We start from the raw sequence: 14,354 nt of genomic DNA on the forward strand, positions 1-14,354 counted from the left end.
CTCTAATTCACCGCCAGCGTCCAGAGCATCCCTGCGGCCGCGCAGGCTAGCAGCGTCGAGATCACGGAAGCCTTGAAACGGAAGATCGCGATAGCGGCGGCGGCAGACAGCGCCATTGCCGCCGGCACGGCCGATTGCAGCTCGGGGATATCGAGCCGCAAGCCGCCAAGGTGGATGATCGCAACCTCGGCAAACAGCGTGTGCAAAGCAAACCAGATAGCGAGGTTGAGGATGACCCCGACCACCGCCGCTGTTATGGCCGACATCGCGCCGGCGAGCGCGATGTTGCCGCGCAGTTTTTCGATGAACGGCGCGCCGAGGAAGATCCAGAGGAAACAGGGCACGAAGGTGACCCAACTCGTCAGGATCGCCGCAAGGGTTGCAGCAAGCATCGGGTTCAAAGCTCCCGGATCGCGGTAGGCGCCCATGAAGCCGACGAACTGGACGACCATGATCAACGGCCCAGGCGTCGTCTCGGCCATGCCGAGACCATCCAGCATCTCGCCGGGTTTCAGCCAGCCGAAATGCTGCACAGCCTCCTGCGCGACATAGGCAAGCACGGCATAGGCCCCGCCAAAGGTGACGACCGCCATCTTGCTGAAGAACAGGCCAATCTCGGTAAAGACGCTATCGGCGCCGAAGGTTGCGTAAAGCGCTGCGAGCGGAGCGAGCCAGAGGGCAAACAGCACGGCCGAGATGCGTAGCGACCATGCAAGATTCGGGCGCGCATGCGCCGGTATGCCCTCGCCAAGCGCCGACTCGGCGTCAGACAGCATCGGGCCGCTTCCGGCCTTGTGGCCGCCGCCCGTCCGGAAGGCGGCAAGCCCGAACCTGCCGCCGAGGAAGCCGGCAATGCCGGCGGCGAGCACGATCAGCGGGAACGGGACATGGAGAAAGAAGATGGCGATGAAGGCCGCGGCCGCGATACCGACCATGACGCGATTTTTGAGCGCCCGGCCGCCGATGCGGATCACGGCCTGCACGACGACGGCGAGCACCGCTGCCTTCAGCCCAAAGAACAGGCCGGCGACGATGCCGATGTTGCCGTAAGCCGCGTAGATATAGCTGAGACAGAGGATCGACAGGAATCCAGGCAGTACGAACAGCAGGCCGGCGACGAGACCGCCCACTGTCCGATGCATCAGCCAGCCGATATAGATGGCGAGCTGCTGCGCCTCGGGTCCGGGAAGCAGCATGCAATAGTTCAGCGCATGCAGAAAACGGTGCTCACCGATCCATCGCTTCTCGTCGACGATGATCCGGTGCATGACGGCGATCTGGCCGGCGGGGCCGCCAAAACTCAGGGCGGCGACGCGCAGCCACACCCTGAAGGCCTCGCCAAACGAGACGCCGTGATGATGCTCCTCTCGCGCGTCGTCCTCCGCCATTTTGCCGCCGGGCGCACTATCCGTCATCTCAACCATCTCATACCCTCTTCTTTGGCGCCGGCCAATTGTGGGTTTCCTCGGTCGCATCGCGGCACCAGCGGAAAAAAGCGTCGTAGAGAAGCATCCCGGCCTCGAGTTGCTCCAGATCGTCTGAATACATCCTGGAGAGGCCGAGCGATGCCGCAAGCAGTCCCGCCGCCTCAGGGGCGAGGTCGAGCCTTGCGGTATCCGCCGCCCTGACGATACGCGCCAGGCGCAGAAGCGGTTCCGAAGCCAGCCCGAACTCCTCGATCATCACGTCAAAAGTGCAGAATTCGCCGCGATGGCTCCAGAACACATCCTCGATATCGAAGGGCGTCGCCGCGAAACGCTCGCCGACGGCCAAAACCTCGGGCGCCGGCACGAACAGGAACACGGCATTCGGATCTATGAAGCGCCGGATCAGCCAGGGACAGGCGATGCGATCGATCTTCGGCCGCGCCCGCGTCACCCAGACGGTGCGCCCCTCAGCGTCGCGTTGCGGCAGCTTTGTATCGGGGACGGCCGGTCCGCCCGCGATCCACGCCTCGAAGCCACCTTCGAGGCTTTCCGCATCGATCCCGACATGGCGGAGATAGGCGGCAACACCATGACTGAGCTTGCCGCCTCTCTGGCATACCACGACGACGGCTTCGGCATCGACGCCGCCAACCCAGGACGCGACATCGGCATAGGCGCGCCGGATCGAGCCCGGCACCAGGCGTGGATCGAGCGCGAAGTCCTCCTCCGTGCGAACATCGATAATGACGGGAGCCCCAGGCGTCCCGATGAGGCGGCTGAGCTTTTCAGGTGAGATTTCTAGAAATGACGGCATGACGCGTCCCTCCGTTGATCGGTTTTACTGGACGCGATTCTTCAGCATGACGCCTCGTGGGGTGATCGCGACCCCATGTCTAAACCATGCGCAAACAGACCCCATCGTGTCAAGCGCATTGCGCCATGGCGGCTTGCCGTCCGCGGCAGCGGCCTGCCATCCGCCACGGCACCCGATCAGCCGGCAGGTCTTCCACCCGGTCTCTGCCGGTCGCCTCCAGGCAAGCCGGCGGGCAGATGAGAGGTGAGTGGCAAAGCCGCGAATACACGGAGTGCCAGTGAAGAGCGCGAATGAAGGTACGAAAACCCAATCAGTACAAGCGCTTCGGCCCAGAACGGAACAAAAAGCCCGCTTCGGCATTCTTCTCTGACCGAAAGAGGAGAAAGTACCATGACGTACGACCCCAATAATGCCAACGACCCGAACCGCCCGCTGAACCCAAATTTGGATCTGCGCACCACGCCGAGCGCGCGCAGCAGTAATACGTGGATTGTCTGGGTCGCTGCATTGGCCGTGATCGCTGTCGCTGCATTCGCCTATTCGCAGTGGGGCACCCCCGGCACATCGCCGGACACGACAGCCTCCACGACCCAATCCGAGCCGGCGCCGGCCAAGCCGATCGCTCCGACCAATAACAGCGCAACGCCCGCACCGGCACCAGCAACGCCCGCACCGGCACCAGCACCGGCCACTCCGCCGCCGGCTGCCCCGGCACAGCAGTAATCGCTGCCCGGCCAGCAGAAGCCGGCCCAGTGCCGGCTTCTTTTCTGCCGCGAGCGCTTGAAGATATTTAAGCAAACCCTATTTAAGGGATGCCGAATCTGTCTCTGACCGCTGACCACGGAGGTACTGGCAGCCGTTATCGAGACTGATCGAGGAAGGTCGGTGCGAGTTTCGCCCGGCCTTTTTTCTTGACCTCGTCATCCATGCCGAACAGCCGTACTGGCAACGCCTGATCGGGATTATTTGGGAATCCTGTTATAGAAAGACTGCGGATCGTACACGCACTCGTAGTCGAGGAGGCAAAGCTTGCCATTGGCATCCCTCACCCTTGCGGTGTCGTACTTGTCGCCGAGATTGCACTTGGCCGGCGGATAGCGGAAGCTGCGACCGCCGAAGCCCATCCGCACAAAAACCGCCTTGTCCTTGCGGATGATCTGCGCAAGCTCTTCGCAACTGTGATCCCTGGCATTGACCTCCACCGCCTCGACGGCAAGAGCGACGGACGGAAACAGCAGTGCGACGGCCAGAACAACGCTTTTCATGGAAACTCCTGAATGTGATAGAGCGAAGTTAAGGCATTGCACCCGATGCCGCCAGTCCGCAAACCTTCCGAACTATACATCTGAGCAGCCCTGCCCCTTTGCCTCCCGCGCGCTCGATAACGGCCCATCGAAACAGAAATTGTCGGATGAGCGACCACCGCGCGGGCTCTTTGAGACAGGGAATCCAGGTGGACGGGACACTCCTTCGCTGCTCCGCAAGGATGTTGCCGCATCCCATCCATCAAGATGTTTGGTCTATGCTGCCAGCCATGAAACCGACGTTTGGGCGTAGACACCTTGCAGAGCCGGAGCGGACAAGGACCGTTCCAGCACAGAAGGTCGATGCGCCACCCGCCAGAAGCTTCGATTGGCCGAAAATCAGGCGTTACGCCAAAAACGCGACCCTGGCCCTGCTGATCGCGATCAAACTTGTGGTTGTGATTATTTACGTCATCAGACTAAACGCCTCGCATTCCTTCCAGGAATACGCACCGCCCATAGCAATGATGGCGGTACTGTCGTTTTTCATCGTCGCCGCTCTCTGGCTCGCCGGCATGAAACTGAGCGGCAGCGATTGACGTGACCTCGGTTGGCGCCGTCTGAAGTTGCCGCCGCCCGCACTTCCCGCTCGTTCCCTCTCGCAACGGAAGCGCCCAGAGCATGATGCCGAAAAGTGTGAGCAGTTTTCGGACGACATCCTGCTTTAACTCTTTAATCTAGAAAAGGATCCGGATTTCAGGCCGACCCGGCCTAAAATCATCCCGTTCTAGGGAAAGTTATAGGGCGACGCGGGGTCGAAGACGCAGGAATAATCAAGGATGCATTGCTTTCCCTCGCTATCGCGCAAACTGGTCGTGGTGCGCTTGTCACCCATACTGCACTGGGCGGGCGGATAACGGAAACTGCGGCCGCCGAAACCGATGCGAACAAAGACCTTTTTGTTCTGGCGAATGATCTGAGCAAGCTCGCTGCAGCTATGCTCGCTCGCTTTGACGTTCATGACGCCTGCGCCAAAGGCCGGTAACGGCAGAGACAAGGCAACGACTAGAATGACGCTTCTCATAGGACCCTCCCAGTGTGTGAGGGAAACTAGCGCGCACAGATCACTGCGACCAGTCATTTGGGCAAGGCTAGCAATGTCGCCCGCTTCCAGCAGGCCGGAAAATCCGGCCTGATTTCAAATACATCAATCTTTTCAAGAGATTTGGTGGGTGATGTAGGGCTCGAACCTACGACCCGCTGATTAAGAGTCAGCTGCTCTACCAACTGAGCTAATCACCCGTTCGCGCTTGGCTGCGCGGTGTGACGGGGCGTATAAACAGGATCGGCAGGCTTGTCCAGCGCATAGGCGAAATTTCTTTGGTTAATCGCGAAGATTTTTCGGCATGGCTGAAATACAGCGCAGAAGCCCGAAAATCGGAATCGATTTTTGGGAAGGATTATGCGCCGATTCAAAGTGATAGAGCGTCCTCAGCGCCAGTGAAATCAAAGTTCGAGCGTGCCGCTGGCCAGCCGTACCGCCTGGCCGCCGATCCGCGCGTTGGAGATTGCTCCCGCGTCGACATCGATATGCAGATGGATGAAGGACGGCCGGCCCATCTCGACGCCCTGCTCGATCATGATCGGGTGATGCCCGTCCGTCAGCCGGTCGAAATGGTGGATGGCGCCGGAGAGTGCGGCCGCCGCCGAACCGGTGGCCGGGTCTTCGACGATACCCATGCCGCTGGCGAACATGCGCGCATGGAACTTCGCCACGTGGTTGACGCCGCCGCGGCAATAGGCATAGGCCGAGGCAAGCGCGCCATCGACGAAGGGCACGATCTTTTCCCAGAGTTGCGGATCGAATTCCACTCGCTGCGTGGCTCCGACATCGTGCACCGGAATGAGCAGGAAGGGAACGCCGGCGCTCCAGACCGACGGGACGTGATTTTCGAAGCCGATCTCAGTCACCTTCAGCGATAGCGCATCGGCGATCCCGAGCTTGTCGAGCGGCATGATGGCGGGCTGCGATTTGCGCGGCAGGTCGAATTCGGCAAAGCTCGCCTCACCCTCTCTCAGCCGCACCGCGCAACGCACCGGCCCGACATTTTCCTCAAGCACCGTGACGAGATCGCGCGTCGCAGCACCGTGCACCCGTTCGGCCAGCGCGACCGCCGTGCCGACCGTCGGATGGCCGGCAAAGGGCAGCTCGCGCCCAGGCGTGAATATCCTCAGACGCGCCGCATAGGCGGGGTTGGTCGAAGGCTGCACGAAGACCGTCTCCGAGAGATTGATCTCCCGGGTGATTGCCTGCATCGCCTCGTCGCTGAGATTGTCTCCGTCGAAGATCACCGCCAGCGGGTTGCCCGCAAGCTTTCGATCGGTGAACACGTCATAGACGCTGTAGCTTCGCGCCACATCGGCCTCCTTGAATCGTCATCGCGCCGCCAACCTGCCCGACCGGGCGAACGAGTGCAAGGCGCTAAAACGCGTCACGTCAACCGGAATCACATGACGCGCTTTCGATCTTTAGGTGATGCATGTCGTTATCCCGAAACGCTACATGGCTTTGGGCGGATACATCAACTCCGCTCGGCCTTGCCGAAATACCAGTCGATCACGGGCAGCATGGCGATATTATAGGGGTGCGCCGAGTGATCGGCCGAGCGGATCGCCGCCACACCCGCGATCTCCTTGTCCTCGGCCACGAGCATGTGACTCTCGATCCGTTCGATCATCTCGTCCGCCGTCATATCGAAGCGGAAGAGCCGCAACAGCGTCACCGTCCGGTTGGAATGGCTAGCGAAGAGCCCCTGCCCCGCCACCGAACGGCTAAGATCCAATCCGGTTTCTTCATGGACCTCGCGGCGCATGTTTGCCTCGATGTCGCAGCGCCCGTCGACGATATCCTCGGGCTCCAGCGAGCCGGCGGCGAAATAGACCTGGCCGGGATTGGCTGTATGGGCGCCCATACGGATCGCCACAAGCGCACCGTCCGAGGTTTCCAGCACCGGATAGGCGAAGATGTGAATGCCGCCCTGACGCTGCGGCTGCCGGCGCCACCACATGAAGGCGGAAAAGGGAATGACGTGGCCCTCGCCCGCAATCCCGTTTTCACTGAGCGAGAGCCGCTGCTGAAACACCATGCGCCCATCGAACAGCGCCGGATTGGCGGCCGTCTCCCTGGCCCAATTCTCCCGGATCGCCGCTTGTTCGGCGACGGCGAAGGGATGGGGACCGGGCAGGATGCGCAGATCCACGCCGGCGATCGGGAAGACCGTGGCTTCCGGGGGCCAGCCGGCGAAATCGGAAAAATCGGTATTCGGAAAATTCATGTTCAAATTCGTTTTCATGGGAGATCCAGTGTCATGACGACAGGGCAGTGATCGGACGCCTTCGGCCTGTCCCAGCCGGTGCGCGGATAACGCTCCACCTCCTGCCCCGGCGGGAACATGGTGCGGTAGGGCTGGCCGCTGCGGATGATTTCGGGCAGGCGGCCGGCATTATGGGCGGCAAGTGCTGGCGAAAGCCAGAGATAGTCGAGTTGGCAAAGCCACTGCTCCTGTGGCCCGCGAGCGTGATAGAGCGTCCAGCGGTCGAGAGGTTCGCGGCGGCGCACGACATTTTCGGCAAAGCCGTCGCGGCTGAAGATGTCGAGCGCGCTTTCGGTCTCGTTCTGATGTTGGAAGCGATAGCCGGTGCCCCGGCGGCCGATGACGTCGACGCGCTCCTGATAGTCGTTCATGTCTCCACAGATGGCGAAGCTCTTCGTGCCGGCTTGATCCGCACCGAAGCGATCCTCGATGATGCGGCGCACGGCGCGCGCCTCGGCGCGACGGATCGGCATGGTCGATTGCCGCCCGTCCAGCCCGTCGCGCGGATTGCCCATCGACTTGAAATGCACGACGTAGAGCGAAAACGGCCGGCCGCCGATCAGAAGATCGAGCTCCAGGCAATCGCGTTTGAAGATCTTGTCGTCGATACGGTTGGTGAGCGCCACGTCCTCGTCGAAGAGATCAAAGTCGCGATAGGTCGTCATCGCATGGCTTCTGATATCCCTGAGCTCGATCTTCTGGCCGTCGCGCGTTTCCTCACGCATCAAGACGGCAACATCGATGCCGCGGCTGTCATTGCCCTCGACCAGGTATTTCTGGCGGTAGCCGTTTCCGACCATGCGGAAAAGATAGCCGTATTCGAAGGCCTGAAGGGCAGCCATGTTGTCAATTTCCTGCAGGCAGAGGATATCGGCGTCAGCATCGGCGATCGCGAGCGCCGTCATCTGCCGGGTATCGTCGGCGGCGGCAATCACCCGGGCCTGCTCGAGCTGCTGATAGACGCCCTCGCTCGAAACCTGGAAAAGCTTGATGACACGGTCCTGGCGCAGCTGGTTGCGGAAGCCGGTGAAATCGAAACGGGTGAGGAGATTTTCGACATTGAAGGTGGCCAGGCGAAGCGACATGGGAAGGATCCGGTTGCGGGGAGTAACTTAACCAGCAGAAGCCGCAGGAAAAGATGGCGGAGCCAAGAAATATGCGGACAACCACCCCGCTTACAGCCCCGAAGGCGATTGCCTGTGACTTAGGCTGCTGACATAGTCTCCGCAGAGGGCAATCATCATTCCGGCGCGGGGCATTTCATGAGGCGGGTTCTTGCATCGTTTGCGATTCTGACGTCCCTCGCCGGCGCGGCCCTTGCCGATACCTACGGCGCCATCGCCTACTCGCCCTCGACGAGCGCCACCGGCTGGTCCTATGCTTATGACACTCGCGGCGACGCCGAAACCGTTGCCCGACGCAATTGCGACAGCAGCGCCAACGATTGTCGCATCGCTATCTGGTTCCGAAACGGCTGCGGCGCGGTAGCCGTCGGCCGTCGCAGCGGCTGGGGCTCCGGCTGGGGTTATGATGGCCGCGAGGCCCAGCGCCAGGCGATCGGCAGCTGCAACCGGCAAACCCGCGGCTGCCGCGTCATCCGCTGGCAATGTTCCGGCAGCGAATGATTTTGGCGGGGCACGGCGTCTCAAAGCCGCCACGCCGCGCGTACCGATAGCCTGAGGCTGTCACCCGTCCGGACGGGAAAACGGGCATAGGCCCGCAGCACCTGATTGTCGGTGAGGACGAGCTTCAGCGCATAACGCTCGCCCTCGAAGAGCACGGACTCGACCATCGCCGCGATTCCCTCGCCAGCGGTATTCTCGCCGGAGACCATAACATCTTCCGGCCGGACGAGGACATCAATCCTGTCGCCGTTGGCTGCCCTGGTAACAGTGCCAGCAAACATCGGCTCCAGCGCCTGCCAATCCAGCGCCCTGTTGTCACCAGCAGCACGCGGCAGCGACACGATCGCGCCTCGCCCGATCAGCCCGCCGACGATGCGTCCTTCCGGCCGCGCGTAGATCTCGACGGGAGCCGCCACCTGCAGCAGCCGCCCTTCCGACATGACGGCGACGTCGGTCGCGAGCGCCATCGCCTCGCTCTGGTCGTGGGTGACGTAGATCATCGTTGCGCCCGAGCGCTGGTGGAACTCGCGAAAAGTCTCCTCCATCTCCTGTTTCAGATGCCGGTCGAGATTGGCGAGCGGCTCGTCGAGCAGCACCACGTCGGGTGATGTCACCAGGCAGCGGGCGAGCGCCACGCGCTGGCGCTGGCCGCCGGAGAGATCGGCTGGACGCCGTTCGGCATAATCGGCAAGCCGCACGGTGCCGAGCGCGTCACGCACCTTCATCCGGTAGGCCTCGCCCGAAATGCCGCGCACCTTGAGGGGATAGCCGACATTGTCAGCGACACTCATATGCGGCCAAAGCGCATAGGACTGGAAGACCATCGCCATGTTGCGCTTTTCCGGCGGCAGCGACTGCGCGGCATCGGCAAGCAATCGCTCGCCGAGATGGATGGAGCCGTCGCTCGGCGTCTCGAAACCGGCGATCATGCGCAGTACCGTCGTCTTGCCGCAGCCGGAAGGCCCGAGCAGCGCCAGGAAGCCGCCCTCGCGCACCTCGAGCGAAAAACCGCTGACGGCGGCCCGGCCTGTACCAAAATCCTTGCCGAGCTGGTTGAGGGTCAGCCTCGCCATGGGACCACTCCTTTCGGCAGCCGTTTCGCCAGAATTTCGAGCAACAACATCAGCACGATGACCATGAGGACGACGAGCACCGAAAGCGCCGAGGCAAGGTCGGAGCTGCCGCTGTCGTCAAGATTATAGATGGCGACGCCGAGCGTCTGCGTGCCGGCCGACCAGAGCAGCGCGGAAATCGTCAGCTCGTTGCAGGCGATCAGGAAGACGAGGATGACCGACGCGCCGGCGGCGGGCGCAATCAGCGGCACGATGATATCGAAAAGCCGGCGGAAGAAGCCGGCCCCGGAAAGCCGCGCCGCCTCTTCCAGCGCCGGATCGAGCTGGTGGAAGGCGCTGACCACCGGCTTCAGGCTGACGGCAAAGAAGGAGGAGAAATAGGCGATCAGGATGATCCAGATCGTGCCGTAGAGCGAGACGTGCAGGATTGGAATCGGTGCTGCGAACACCAGGATGAAGCAGACCGCGATGACGATGCCGGGCAATGAATAGGGTATCTCGATCAGGCTGGAGACGATGCGGGAAGCCAGATCCCTGCGTCGTGCCAGCGCATAGGCCGCAAGCACCGTCACCACGAGGAGACAAAGCGCGGTCGCGCCGGCAAGTGACAGCGAGTTGATGAAGGCGGTGCGCGTCACCGCCTGCCGGAACAGGATCTCCTCAAAAGCATGCAGCGACATGGTTTTAAAGGTGAGCGGCACGCCATAGGCCGGCACCAGCGCGCCGGCGACAAGCGCGAAGAAGGGTGCTGCCAGCATGAAGAACAGGATCGCCCATACGAGCGGTGTGAAAACAAGGCGCCAGGCGCCGAGTTCGAAGGCCGCACTCGCCCCGGATAACCCGATGACGCGGTAGTCGCGGTCGCGCAGCGCCCGGTCCTGGATCATCAACCCGACGACCGAGATGCTGGCGATGATTGCCGAGAGCACGGCGACGTCGCCGAAGGTACGGCTGGTGAAGGCGGAAAACTTGGTGAAGATCAACGTCGGCAGCGTGAAGATCGAGGCCGGAATGCCGAGAATGGCGGGAATGCCGAAATTGCCGGTGCAGGAGACGAAGGAGATCGCCGCACCCGCGATGATGCCGGGCAGCGACAGGGGCAGAATGATGTCGCGGAACACCCGCAAGCTTGAAGCGCCGGAAAGCCGTGCGGCTTCGACCCCGTCGCGCGGCAGCGTCATCAGCCCGGCTCGAAGCGCCAGATATACCAGCGGCGCATGCTGCACGCCATAAAGCAGCGCGATGCCGCCCACCGAATAGAGCGGCTGCGGCGAGCCGAGCGGCGGAGCGATGTGCAGCGCCTTCAACAGCGGGCTGGAGGGGCCTGACATCTGCACCCAGGCCAGCGCCGTCACCTGCGGCGGGATCATCATCGGCAGCACGAAGAAGAAGCTGAGCAGCCCCTTGCCGCGGATATCGGTCAGCGTCAGCAGGAAAGCAAAGAGGCAGCCGATGACAAGCGAGATGATCGTGCCCAAAATGGCAGTGACGATCGTGTAATAGGTTGCCGACCAGAGCGAGGCTTCGCTCAGAACCGTCATCACGCCGCCATTGGCGAAAGCCGCGATCCCGACCATGGCAAGATGGGCGAGCGGCAGCACGCTGAGCATCAGGACGATGATGACGACAAAAGGAAACAGCCAGGCGGGCTGGCTGTTTCCGGTTTTGATGTATCCGTGCATGAAAGGATCAGTTCGAGCGGTAGATGCCCGAGAAGGTCTTGAGATCCTGATCGGTATTCTTCAACGCTTCGGCCGCCTTGATCGGCAGGATCTTGATGGTGTCTCGCGCCGGAAAGCCTTCCGGCAGCTTCATGCCGTTGCGGGCCGGGATGTAGCCGAGCTTCAGGAAGCCTTGCTGGCCCTTTTCGGAAAGCACGTAATCGACGAACGCCTTGGCGGCATCGGCGTTCTTGGTGCTGGCAAGGATACCGACCGGCTCGGTGACGGCCGAAACGCCTTCGCTCGGAAAGACGAACTCGACCGGAGCGCCCTTGGCCTTCTCGCGGATCGGCAGGTAATCGACGACCATGCCGTAAGCCTTCTCACCCGAGGCGACGGACTTCAGCACGGCGCCGTTGCCGCCGGCCGCGATTGCGCCGTTTTCCGCGAGCGACTTGTAGAAGTCCCAGCCAAGGCCGGGAACGGCGGCGAGCGTCTGGGCGTGGATGAGGGCCGCACCCGAGGCAAGCGGGCTCGGCATGGTGACGAGGCCCTTGGCTTCCGGCTTGGTCAGGTCCTTCCAGCTCGCCGGCTTCATCGCGGCCGAGGTATTGTAGATGATGCCTGTCGTGATCAGCTTGGTCGAGTAGTAGTAACCGTCGGCGTCGTAGAGGGCGGCGTCGTACCCTGCGGCTTCCGGCGACTTGTAGGCCATGAGCTTTCCATCTTGCTTGAGGCGCTCCAGCGTCACCACGTCGGCAATCAGCAGAACATCGGCAACCGGGTTGCCGGCCTGAATCTCGGCCTGCAGCTTGGCCATGATCTTCGGCGTGCCGTCGCGAACCCAGTCGACCTTGATATCGGGATTGGCAGCCATGAAGCCGTCGACCGTCGCCTGTGCGTCTTCGTTCGGCTGGCTGGTATAGAGAACGAGGTTTGCGGCGGACGCCGGAATGGCAAACAGGCTCGCGGCGAGAAGCGCTGCGGCGGAAACGATGGTTTTCATGGGGAAGATCCTCGATTTCGATACCCCTCCCTTATTAGGGGTCGTTGACAGACATGTGACAGGGCGCCGCAGCCGACGCGGGCCATTCCCACAACCTTCCTTGGTGGTTCGCCTGCCCTGCCGACAATACAGTTGATCGCCCCCCCGATTTCTGGAATCGCCTATGAACGCGGCCCGATCCGGGCCGATTCGAGGGGATGGCAAGAATGAGACGGACACCCTGGCGCGCGCGCCTGCGCTACCAGTTCGACAAGAGCATGGCCGCCGGCCCGATCGCCCTGATCGGCTGGCTGGCGGTGATATCGCTAGTTGTCATCATCGCTGCAGGTCTGCTGCTTGCGCTGACCGGTATTGCGCCCGACGGCGGCGAGCATATGAGCTTCGTCGAGGGTGCCTGGGAATCGCTGATGCGCACCATGGACGCCGGCACGATGGGCGGTGATATCGGCTGGCCCTTCCGCGGCGTCTCCCTTGTCGTCACCATATCGGGCATCTTCGTCTTCTCGGCCCTGATCGGCGTGCTGAGTTCCGGCATCGAGGAAAAGCTGGATGACCTGCGCAAGGGCCGCTCGCAGGTGCTCGAAAACGACCATACGATCATCTTCAACTGGTCGCCCTCAATCTTCGACGTCATCTCCGAACTCGTCATTGCCAACACCAGCCGGCGCCGCCCGCGCATTGTCATCATGGCCGCCAAGGACAAGGTGGAGATGGAGGACGAGCTTGCCGACAAGATCGAAAATCTCAGGAACACCCGTATCATCTGCCGCAGCGGCGATCCGACTGATCTTTACGACATCAACATCGTCAATCCGCACACCTCGCGCTCGATCATCGTGCTGTCGCCGGAAGGCGACCATGCCGATTCCGAAGTCATCAAGACGGTGCTCGCCCTCGTCAACGATCCCGGCCGCCGCAAGGAGCCCTACCAGATCGCCGCCGAAATCCGCGACACCAGGAATGCCGAGGTGGCGCGCATCGTCGGCGGCAAGGAATTGCAACTGGTGCTTGCCGACGACCTGATCTCGCGCATTGTCGCCCATTCCAGCCGCCAGTCGGGACTGTCAGGCGTCTATTCCGAACTGCTCGATTTCGAAGGCTGCGAGATCTATACGCTCGAGCAGCCCGAACTCTCCGGTAAAAGCTTCGGCGCCGCGGTGATGATGTACGAGACCTCGACGCTGATCGGCTTCTGCGACAACCAGGGCGCGGTCCATCTCAACCCGCCGGCAAACCGCATCTTCCTGCCCGGCGAGTGCGCCATCATCATCGCCGAAGACGATGCCGCCATCAAAAGCGCCGCCGCCGAGATGCGTGTCGACAAGGAGGCGATCCGGGCTCCAGTGACACGCGAGGCAAAGGCGGAGCGCACGCTGATGCTCGGCTGGAACCGCCGCGGCCCGATCATCGCCCGCGAGCTGTCGCGTTATGTCGCCACGGGTTCGCAACTCACCATTGCCGCCGATACGCCCGATATCGAAGAGGAGGTTCGTGGCCTGACGTTTGCAAGCGACAACATGGCGGTCACCTGCCGCGTCACCGACACCAGCAGCCGCGCCGAACTCGACGACCTCGATATTCCCGGCTACGACCACGTGCTTGTGCTCGGCTACTCCGACCACATGGCCGCACAACCCGCCGACACCCGCACGCTCGTCACCCTTTTGCAGCTACGCCGGATCGCCGAGAAGACCGGCCGCCACATCGGCATCGTCAGCGAGATGATTGACGTGCGCAACCGTGAGCTTGCCGCCGTCACCCGCGCCGACGATTTCGTCGTCAGCAACAAGCTCGTCAGCCTGATGCTGGCGCAGGCCTCCGAGAACGGCCAGATGGCGGCGATCTTCGACGAACTGCTCGACGAGGACGGCTCGGAAATCTACATGCGCGCCGTCACCGACTATGTTTCGATCGACAAGCCGCTGACCTTCTATACGATCTGCCTTGCGGCGCTACGCCGCGGCGAGGTCGCGATCGGCTATCAACGGCAGCGGCAGGGAGAAGCCGACGCCCGCAATCTTTCCGGCGTCGTCGTCAATCCCGGGAAATCGGATCTTCTGGCCTTTGCCGAGGCCGATCGCCTGATCATCCTCGCCCGCCAGTGAACCCGCGTGTGAGAGTTCACGCAGG

Annotated in this window: 14 protein-coding genes and 1 tRNA gene; 4 read left to right on the forward strand and 11 right to left on the reverse strand. The window is 62.2% G+C overall.

What is annotated here, in order from left to right:
• Positions 1-2: 2 nt before the first annotated feature.
• The gene (gene chrA / locus N1937_RS13725; protein ID WP_170255062.1) at positions 3-1,424 is read right to left on the reverse strand and encodes a chromate efflux transporter; all 1,422 of its coding nucleotides are present in this window, start codon (positions 1,422-1,424) and stop codon (positions 3-5) included.
• 1 nt (position 1,425) lies between these two features.
• Positions 1,426-2,241, reverse strand: coding sequence for a chromate resistance protein ChrB domain-containing protein (locus N1937_RS13730; RefSeq protein WP_170282616.1), 816 nt, complete (start codon positions 2,239-2,241; stop codon positions 1,426-1,428).
• Between the two features lie 390 nt (positions 2,242-2,631).
• On the opposite strand from N1937_RS13730, the gene N1937_RS13735 reads away from it, so the two are divergent.
• Positions 2,632-2,964, forward strand: coding sequence for a hypothetical protein (locus N1937_RS13735; RefSeq protein WP_162116060.1), 333 nt, complete (start codon positions 2,632-2,634; stop codon positions 2,962-2,964).
• Between the two features lie 239 nt (positions 2,965-3,203).
• Here the strand turns inward: N1937_RS13735 and N1937_RS13740 are convergent, their stop codons facing one another.
• Positions 3,204-3,506, reverse strand: a complete 303-nt coding sequence (locus tag N1937_RS13740) for a hypothetical protein (protein ID WP_260056402.1) — start codon at positions 3,504-3,506, stop codon at positions 3,204-3,206.
• A 257-nt stretch (positions 3,507-3,763) separates the two neighbouring features.
• On the opposite strand from N1937_RS13740, the gene N1937_RS13745 reads away from it, so the two are divergent.
• Entirely contained in the window at positions 3,764-4,084 is a 321-nt protein-coding gene (locus N1937_RS13745) for a hypothetical protein (protein ID WP_017964974.1), read from the forward strand.
• A 188-nt stretch (positions 4,085-4,272) separates the two neighbouring features.
• Here the strand turns inward: N1937_RS13745 and N1937_RS13750 are convergent, their stop codons facing one another.
• The 5 genes from N1937_RS13750 to N1937_RS13770 form a co-directional block, all read right to left on the reverse strand.
• Positions 4,273-4,569, reverse strand: coding sequence for a hypothetical protein (locus tag N1937_RS13750; protein WP_017964975.1), 297 nt, complete (start codon positions 4,567-4,569; stop codon positions 4,273-4,275).
• Positions 4,570-4,711: 142 nt separating this feature from the next.
• A tRNA-Lys gene (locus N1937_RS13755) sits at positions 4,712-4,787 on the reverse strand.
• Positions 4,788-4,991: 204 nt separating this feature from the next.
• Positions 4,992-5,903 (reverse strand): PhzF family phenazine biosynthesis protein, encoded by a 912-nt coding sequence (locus N1937_RS13760; protein WP_222291829.1) that lies wholly within the window; start codon positions 5,901-5,903, stop codon positions 4,992-4,994.
• Between the two features lie 164 nt (positions 5,904-6,067).
• Positions 6,068-6,838 carry an NUDIX hydrolase gene (locus N1937_RS13765; RefSeq protein WP_222291465.1) on the reverse strand — a complete coding sequence of 257 codons (771 nt, stop codon included), beginning with the start codon at positions 6,836-6,838 and terminating at the stop codon, positions 6,068-6,070.
• A complete protein-coding gene (locus tag N1937_RS13770) occupies positions 6,835-7,944 on the reverse strand; it encodes an endonuclease/exonuclease/phosphatase family protein (RefSeq protein WP_170255059.1) in 1,110 nt (369 codons plus the stop codon). The genes N1937_RS13765 and N1937_RS13770 overlap by 4 nt, the downstream gene beginning before the upstream one ends.
• Before the next feature lie 177 nt (positions 7,945-8,121).
• Between N1937_RS13770 and N1937_RS13775 the strand changes: the two genes are divergently transcribed.
• Positions 8,122-8,484 (forward strand): DUF4189 domain-containing protein, encoded by a 363-nt coding sequence (locus N1937_RS13775; protein WP_260056403.1) that lies wholly within the window; start codon positions 8,122-8,124, stop codon positions 8,482-8,484.
• A gap of 20 nt (positions 8,485-8,504) precedes the next feature.
• Here the strand turns inward: N1937_RS13775 and N1937_RS13780 are convergent, their stop codons facing one another.
• The 3 genes from N1937_RS13780 to N1937_RS13790 are packed head-to-tail and all read right to left on the reverse strand — an operon-like array spanning position 8,505 to position 12,224.
• Entirely contained in the window at positions 8,505-9,557 is a 1,053-nt protein-coding gene (locus tag N1937_RS13780) for an ABC transporter ATP-binding protein (RefSeq protein ID WP_170255057.1), read from the reverse strand.
• A complete protein-coding gene (locus tag N1937_RS13785) occupies positions 9,545-11,239 on the reverse strand; it encodes an ABC transporter permease (RefSeq protein WP_260056404.1) in 1,695 nt (564 codons plus the stop codon). The genes N1937_RS13780 and N1937_RS13785 overlap by 13 nt, the downstream gene beginning before the upstream one ends.
• Positions 11,240-11,246: 7 nt before the next feature.
• Complete coding sequence (locus tag N1937_RS13790) at positions 11,247-12,224, reverse strand: ABC transporter substrate-binding protein (protein ID WP_222291473.1); 978 nt, start codon at positions 12,222-12,224, stop codon at positions 11,247-11,249.
• A gap of 206 nt (positions 12,225-12,430) precedes the next feature.
• On the opposite strand from N1937_RS13790, the gene N1937_RS13795 reads away from it, so the two are divergent.
• A complete protein-coding gene (locus N1937_RS13795) occupies positions 12,431-14,329 on the forward strand; it encodes a CASTOR/POLLUX-related putative ion channel (RefSeq protein WP_222312669.1) in 1,899 nt (632 codons plus the stop codon).
• Positions 14,330-14,354: the final 25 nt, after the last annotated feature.

This window comes from Rhizobium sp. WSM4643 (assembly GCF_025152745.1).
Lineage (GTDB): Bacteria > Pseudomonadota > Alphaproteobacteria > Rhizobiales > Rhizobiaceae > Rhizobium > Rhizobium leguminosarum_I.

Bases quoted from the DNA above. Each gene is read 5' to 3' on its own strand.
- chrA (WP_170255062.1), bottom strand. From the start codon at position 1,424: ATGGTTGAGATGACGGATAGTGCGCCCGGCGGCAAAATGGCGGAGGAC.
- N1937_RS13730 (WP_170282616.1), bottom strand. From the start codon at position 2,241: ATGCCGTCATTTCTAGAAATCTCACCTGAAAAGCTCAGCCGCCTCATC.
- N1937_RS13735 (WP_162116060.1), top strand. From the start codon at position 2,632: ATGACGTACGACCCCAATAATGCCAACGACCCGAACCGCCCGCTGAAC.
- N1937_RS13740 (WP_260056402.1), bottom strand. From the start codon at position 3,506: ATGAAAAGCGTTGTTCTGGCCGTCGCACTGCTGTTTCCGTCCGTCGCT.
- N1937_RS13745 (WP_017964974.1), top strand. From the start codon at position 3,764: ATGCTGCCAGCCATGAAACCGACGTTTGGGCGTAGACACCTTGCAGAG.
- N1937_RS13750 (WP_017964975.1), bottom strand. From the start codon at position 4,569: ATGAGAAGCGTCATTCTAGTCGTTGCCTTGTCTCTGCCGTTACCGGCC.
- N1937_RS13765 (WP_222291465.1), bottom strand. From the start codon at position 6,838: ATGAAAACGAATTTGAACATGAATTTTCCGAATACCGATTTTTCCGAT.
- N1937_RS13770 (WP_170255059.1), bottom strand. From the start codon at position 7,944: ATGTCGCTTCGCCTGGCCACCTTCAATGTCGAAAATCTCCTCACCCGT.
- N1937_RS13775 (WP_260056403.1), top strand. From the start codon at position 8,122: ATGAGGCGGGTTCTTGCATCGTTTGCGATTCTGACGTCCCTCGCCGGC.
- N1937_RS13780 (WP_170255057.1), bottom strand. From the start codon at position 9,557: ATGGCGAGGCTGACCCTCAACCAGCTCGGCAAGGATTTTGGTACAGGC.
- N1937_RS13785 (WP_260056404.1), bottom strand. From the start codon at position 11,239: ATGCACGGATACATCAAAACCGGAAACAGCCAGCCCGCCTGGCTGTTT.
- N1937_RS13790 (WP_222291473.1), bottom strand. From the start codon at position 12,224: ATGAAAACCATCGTTTCCGCCGCAGCGCTTCTCGCCGCGAGCCTGTTT.
- N1937_RS13795 (WP_222312669.1), top strand. From the start codon at position 12,431: ATGAGACGGACACCCTGGCGCGCGCGCCTGCGCTACCAGTTCGACAAG.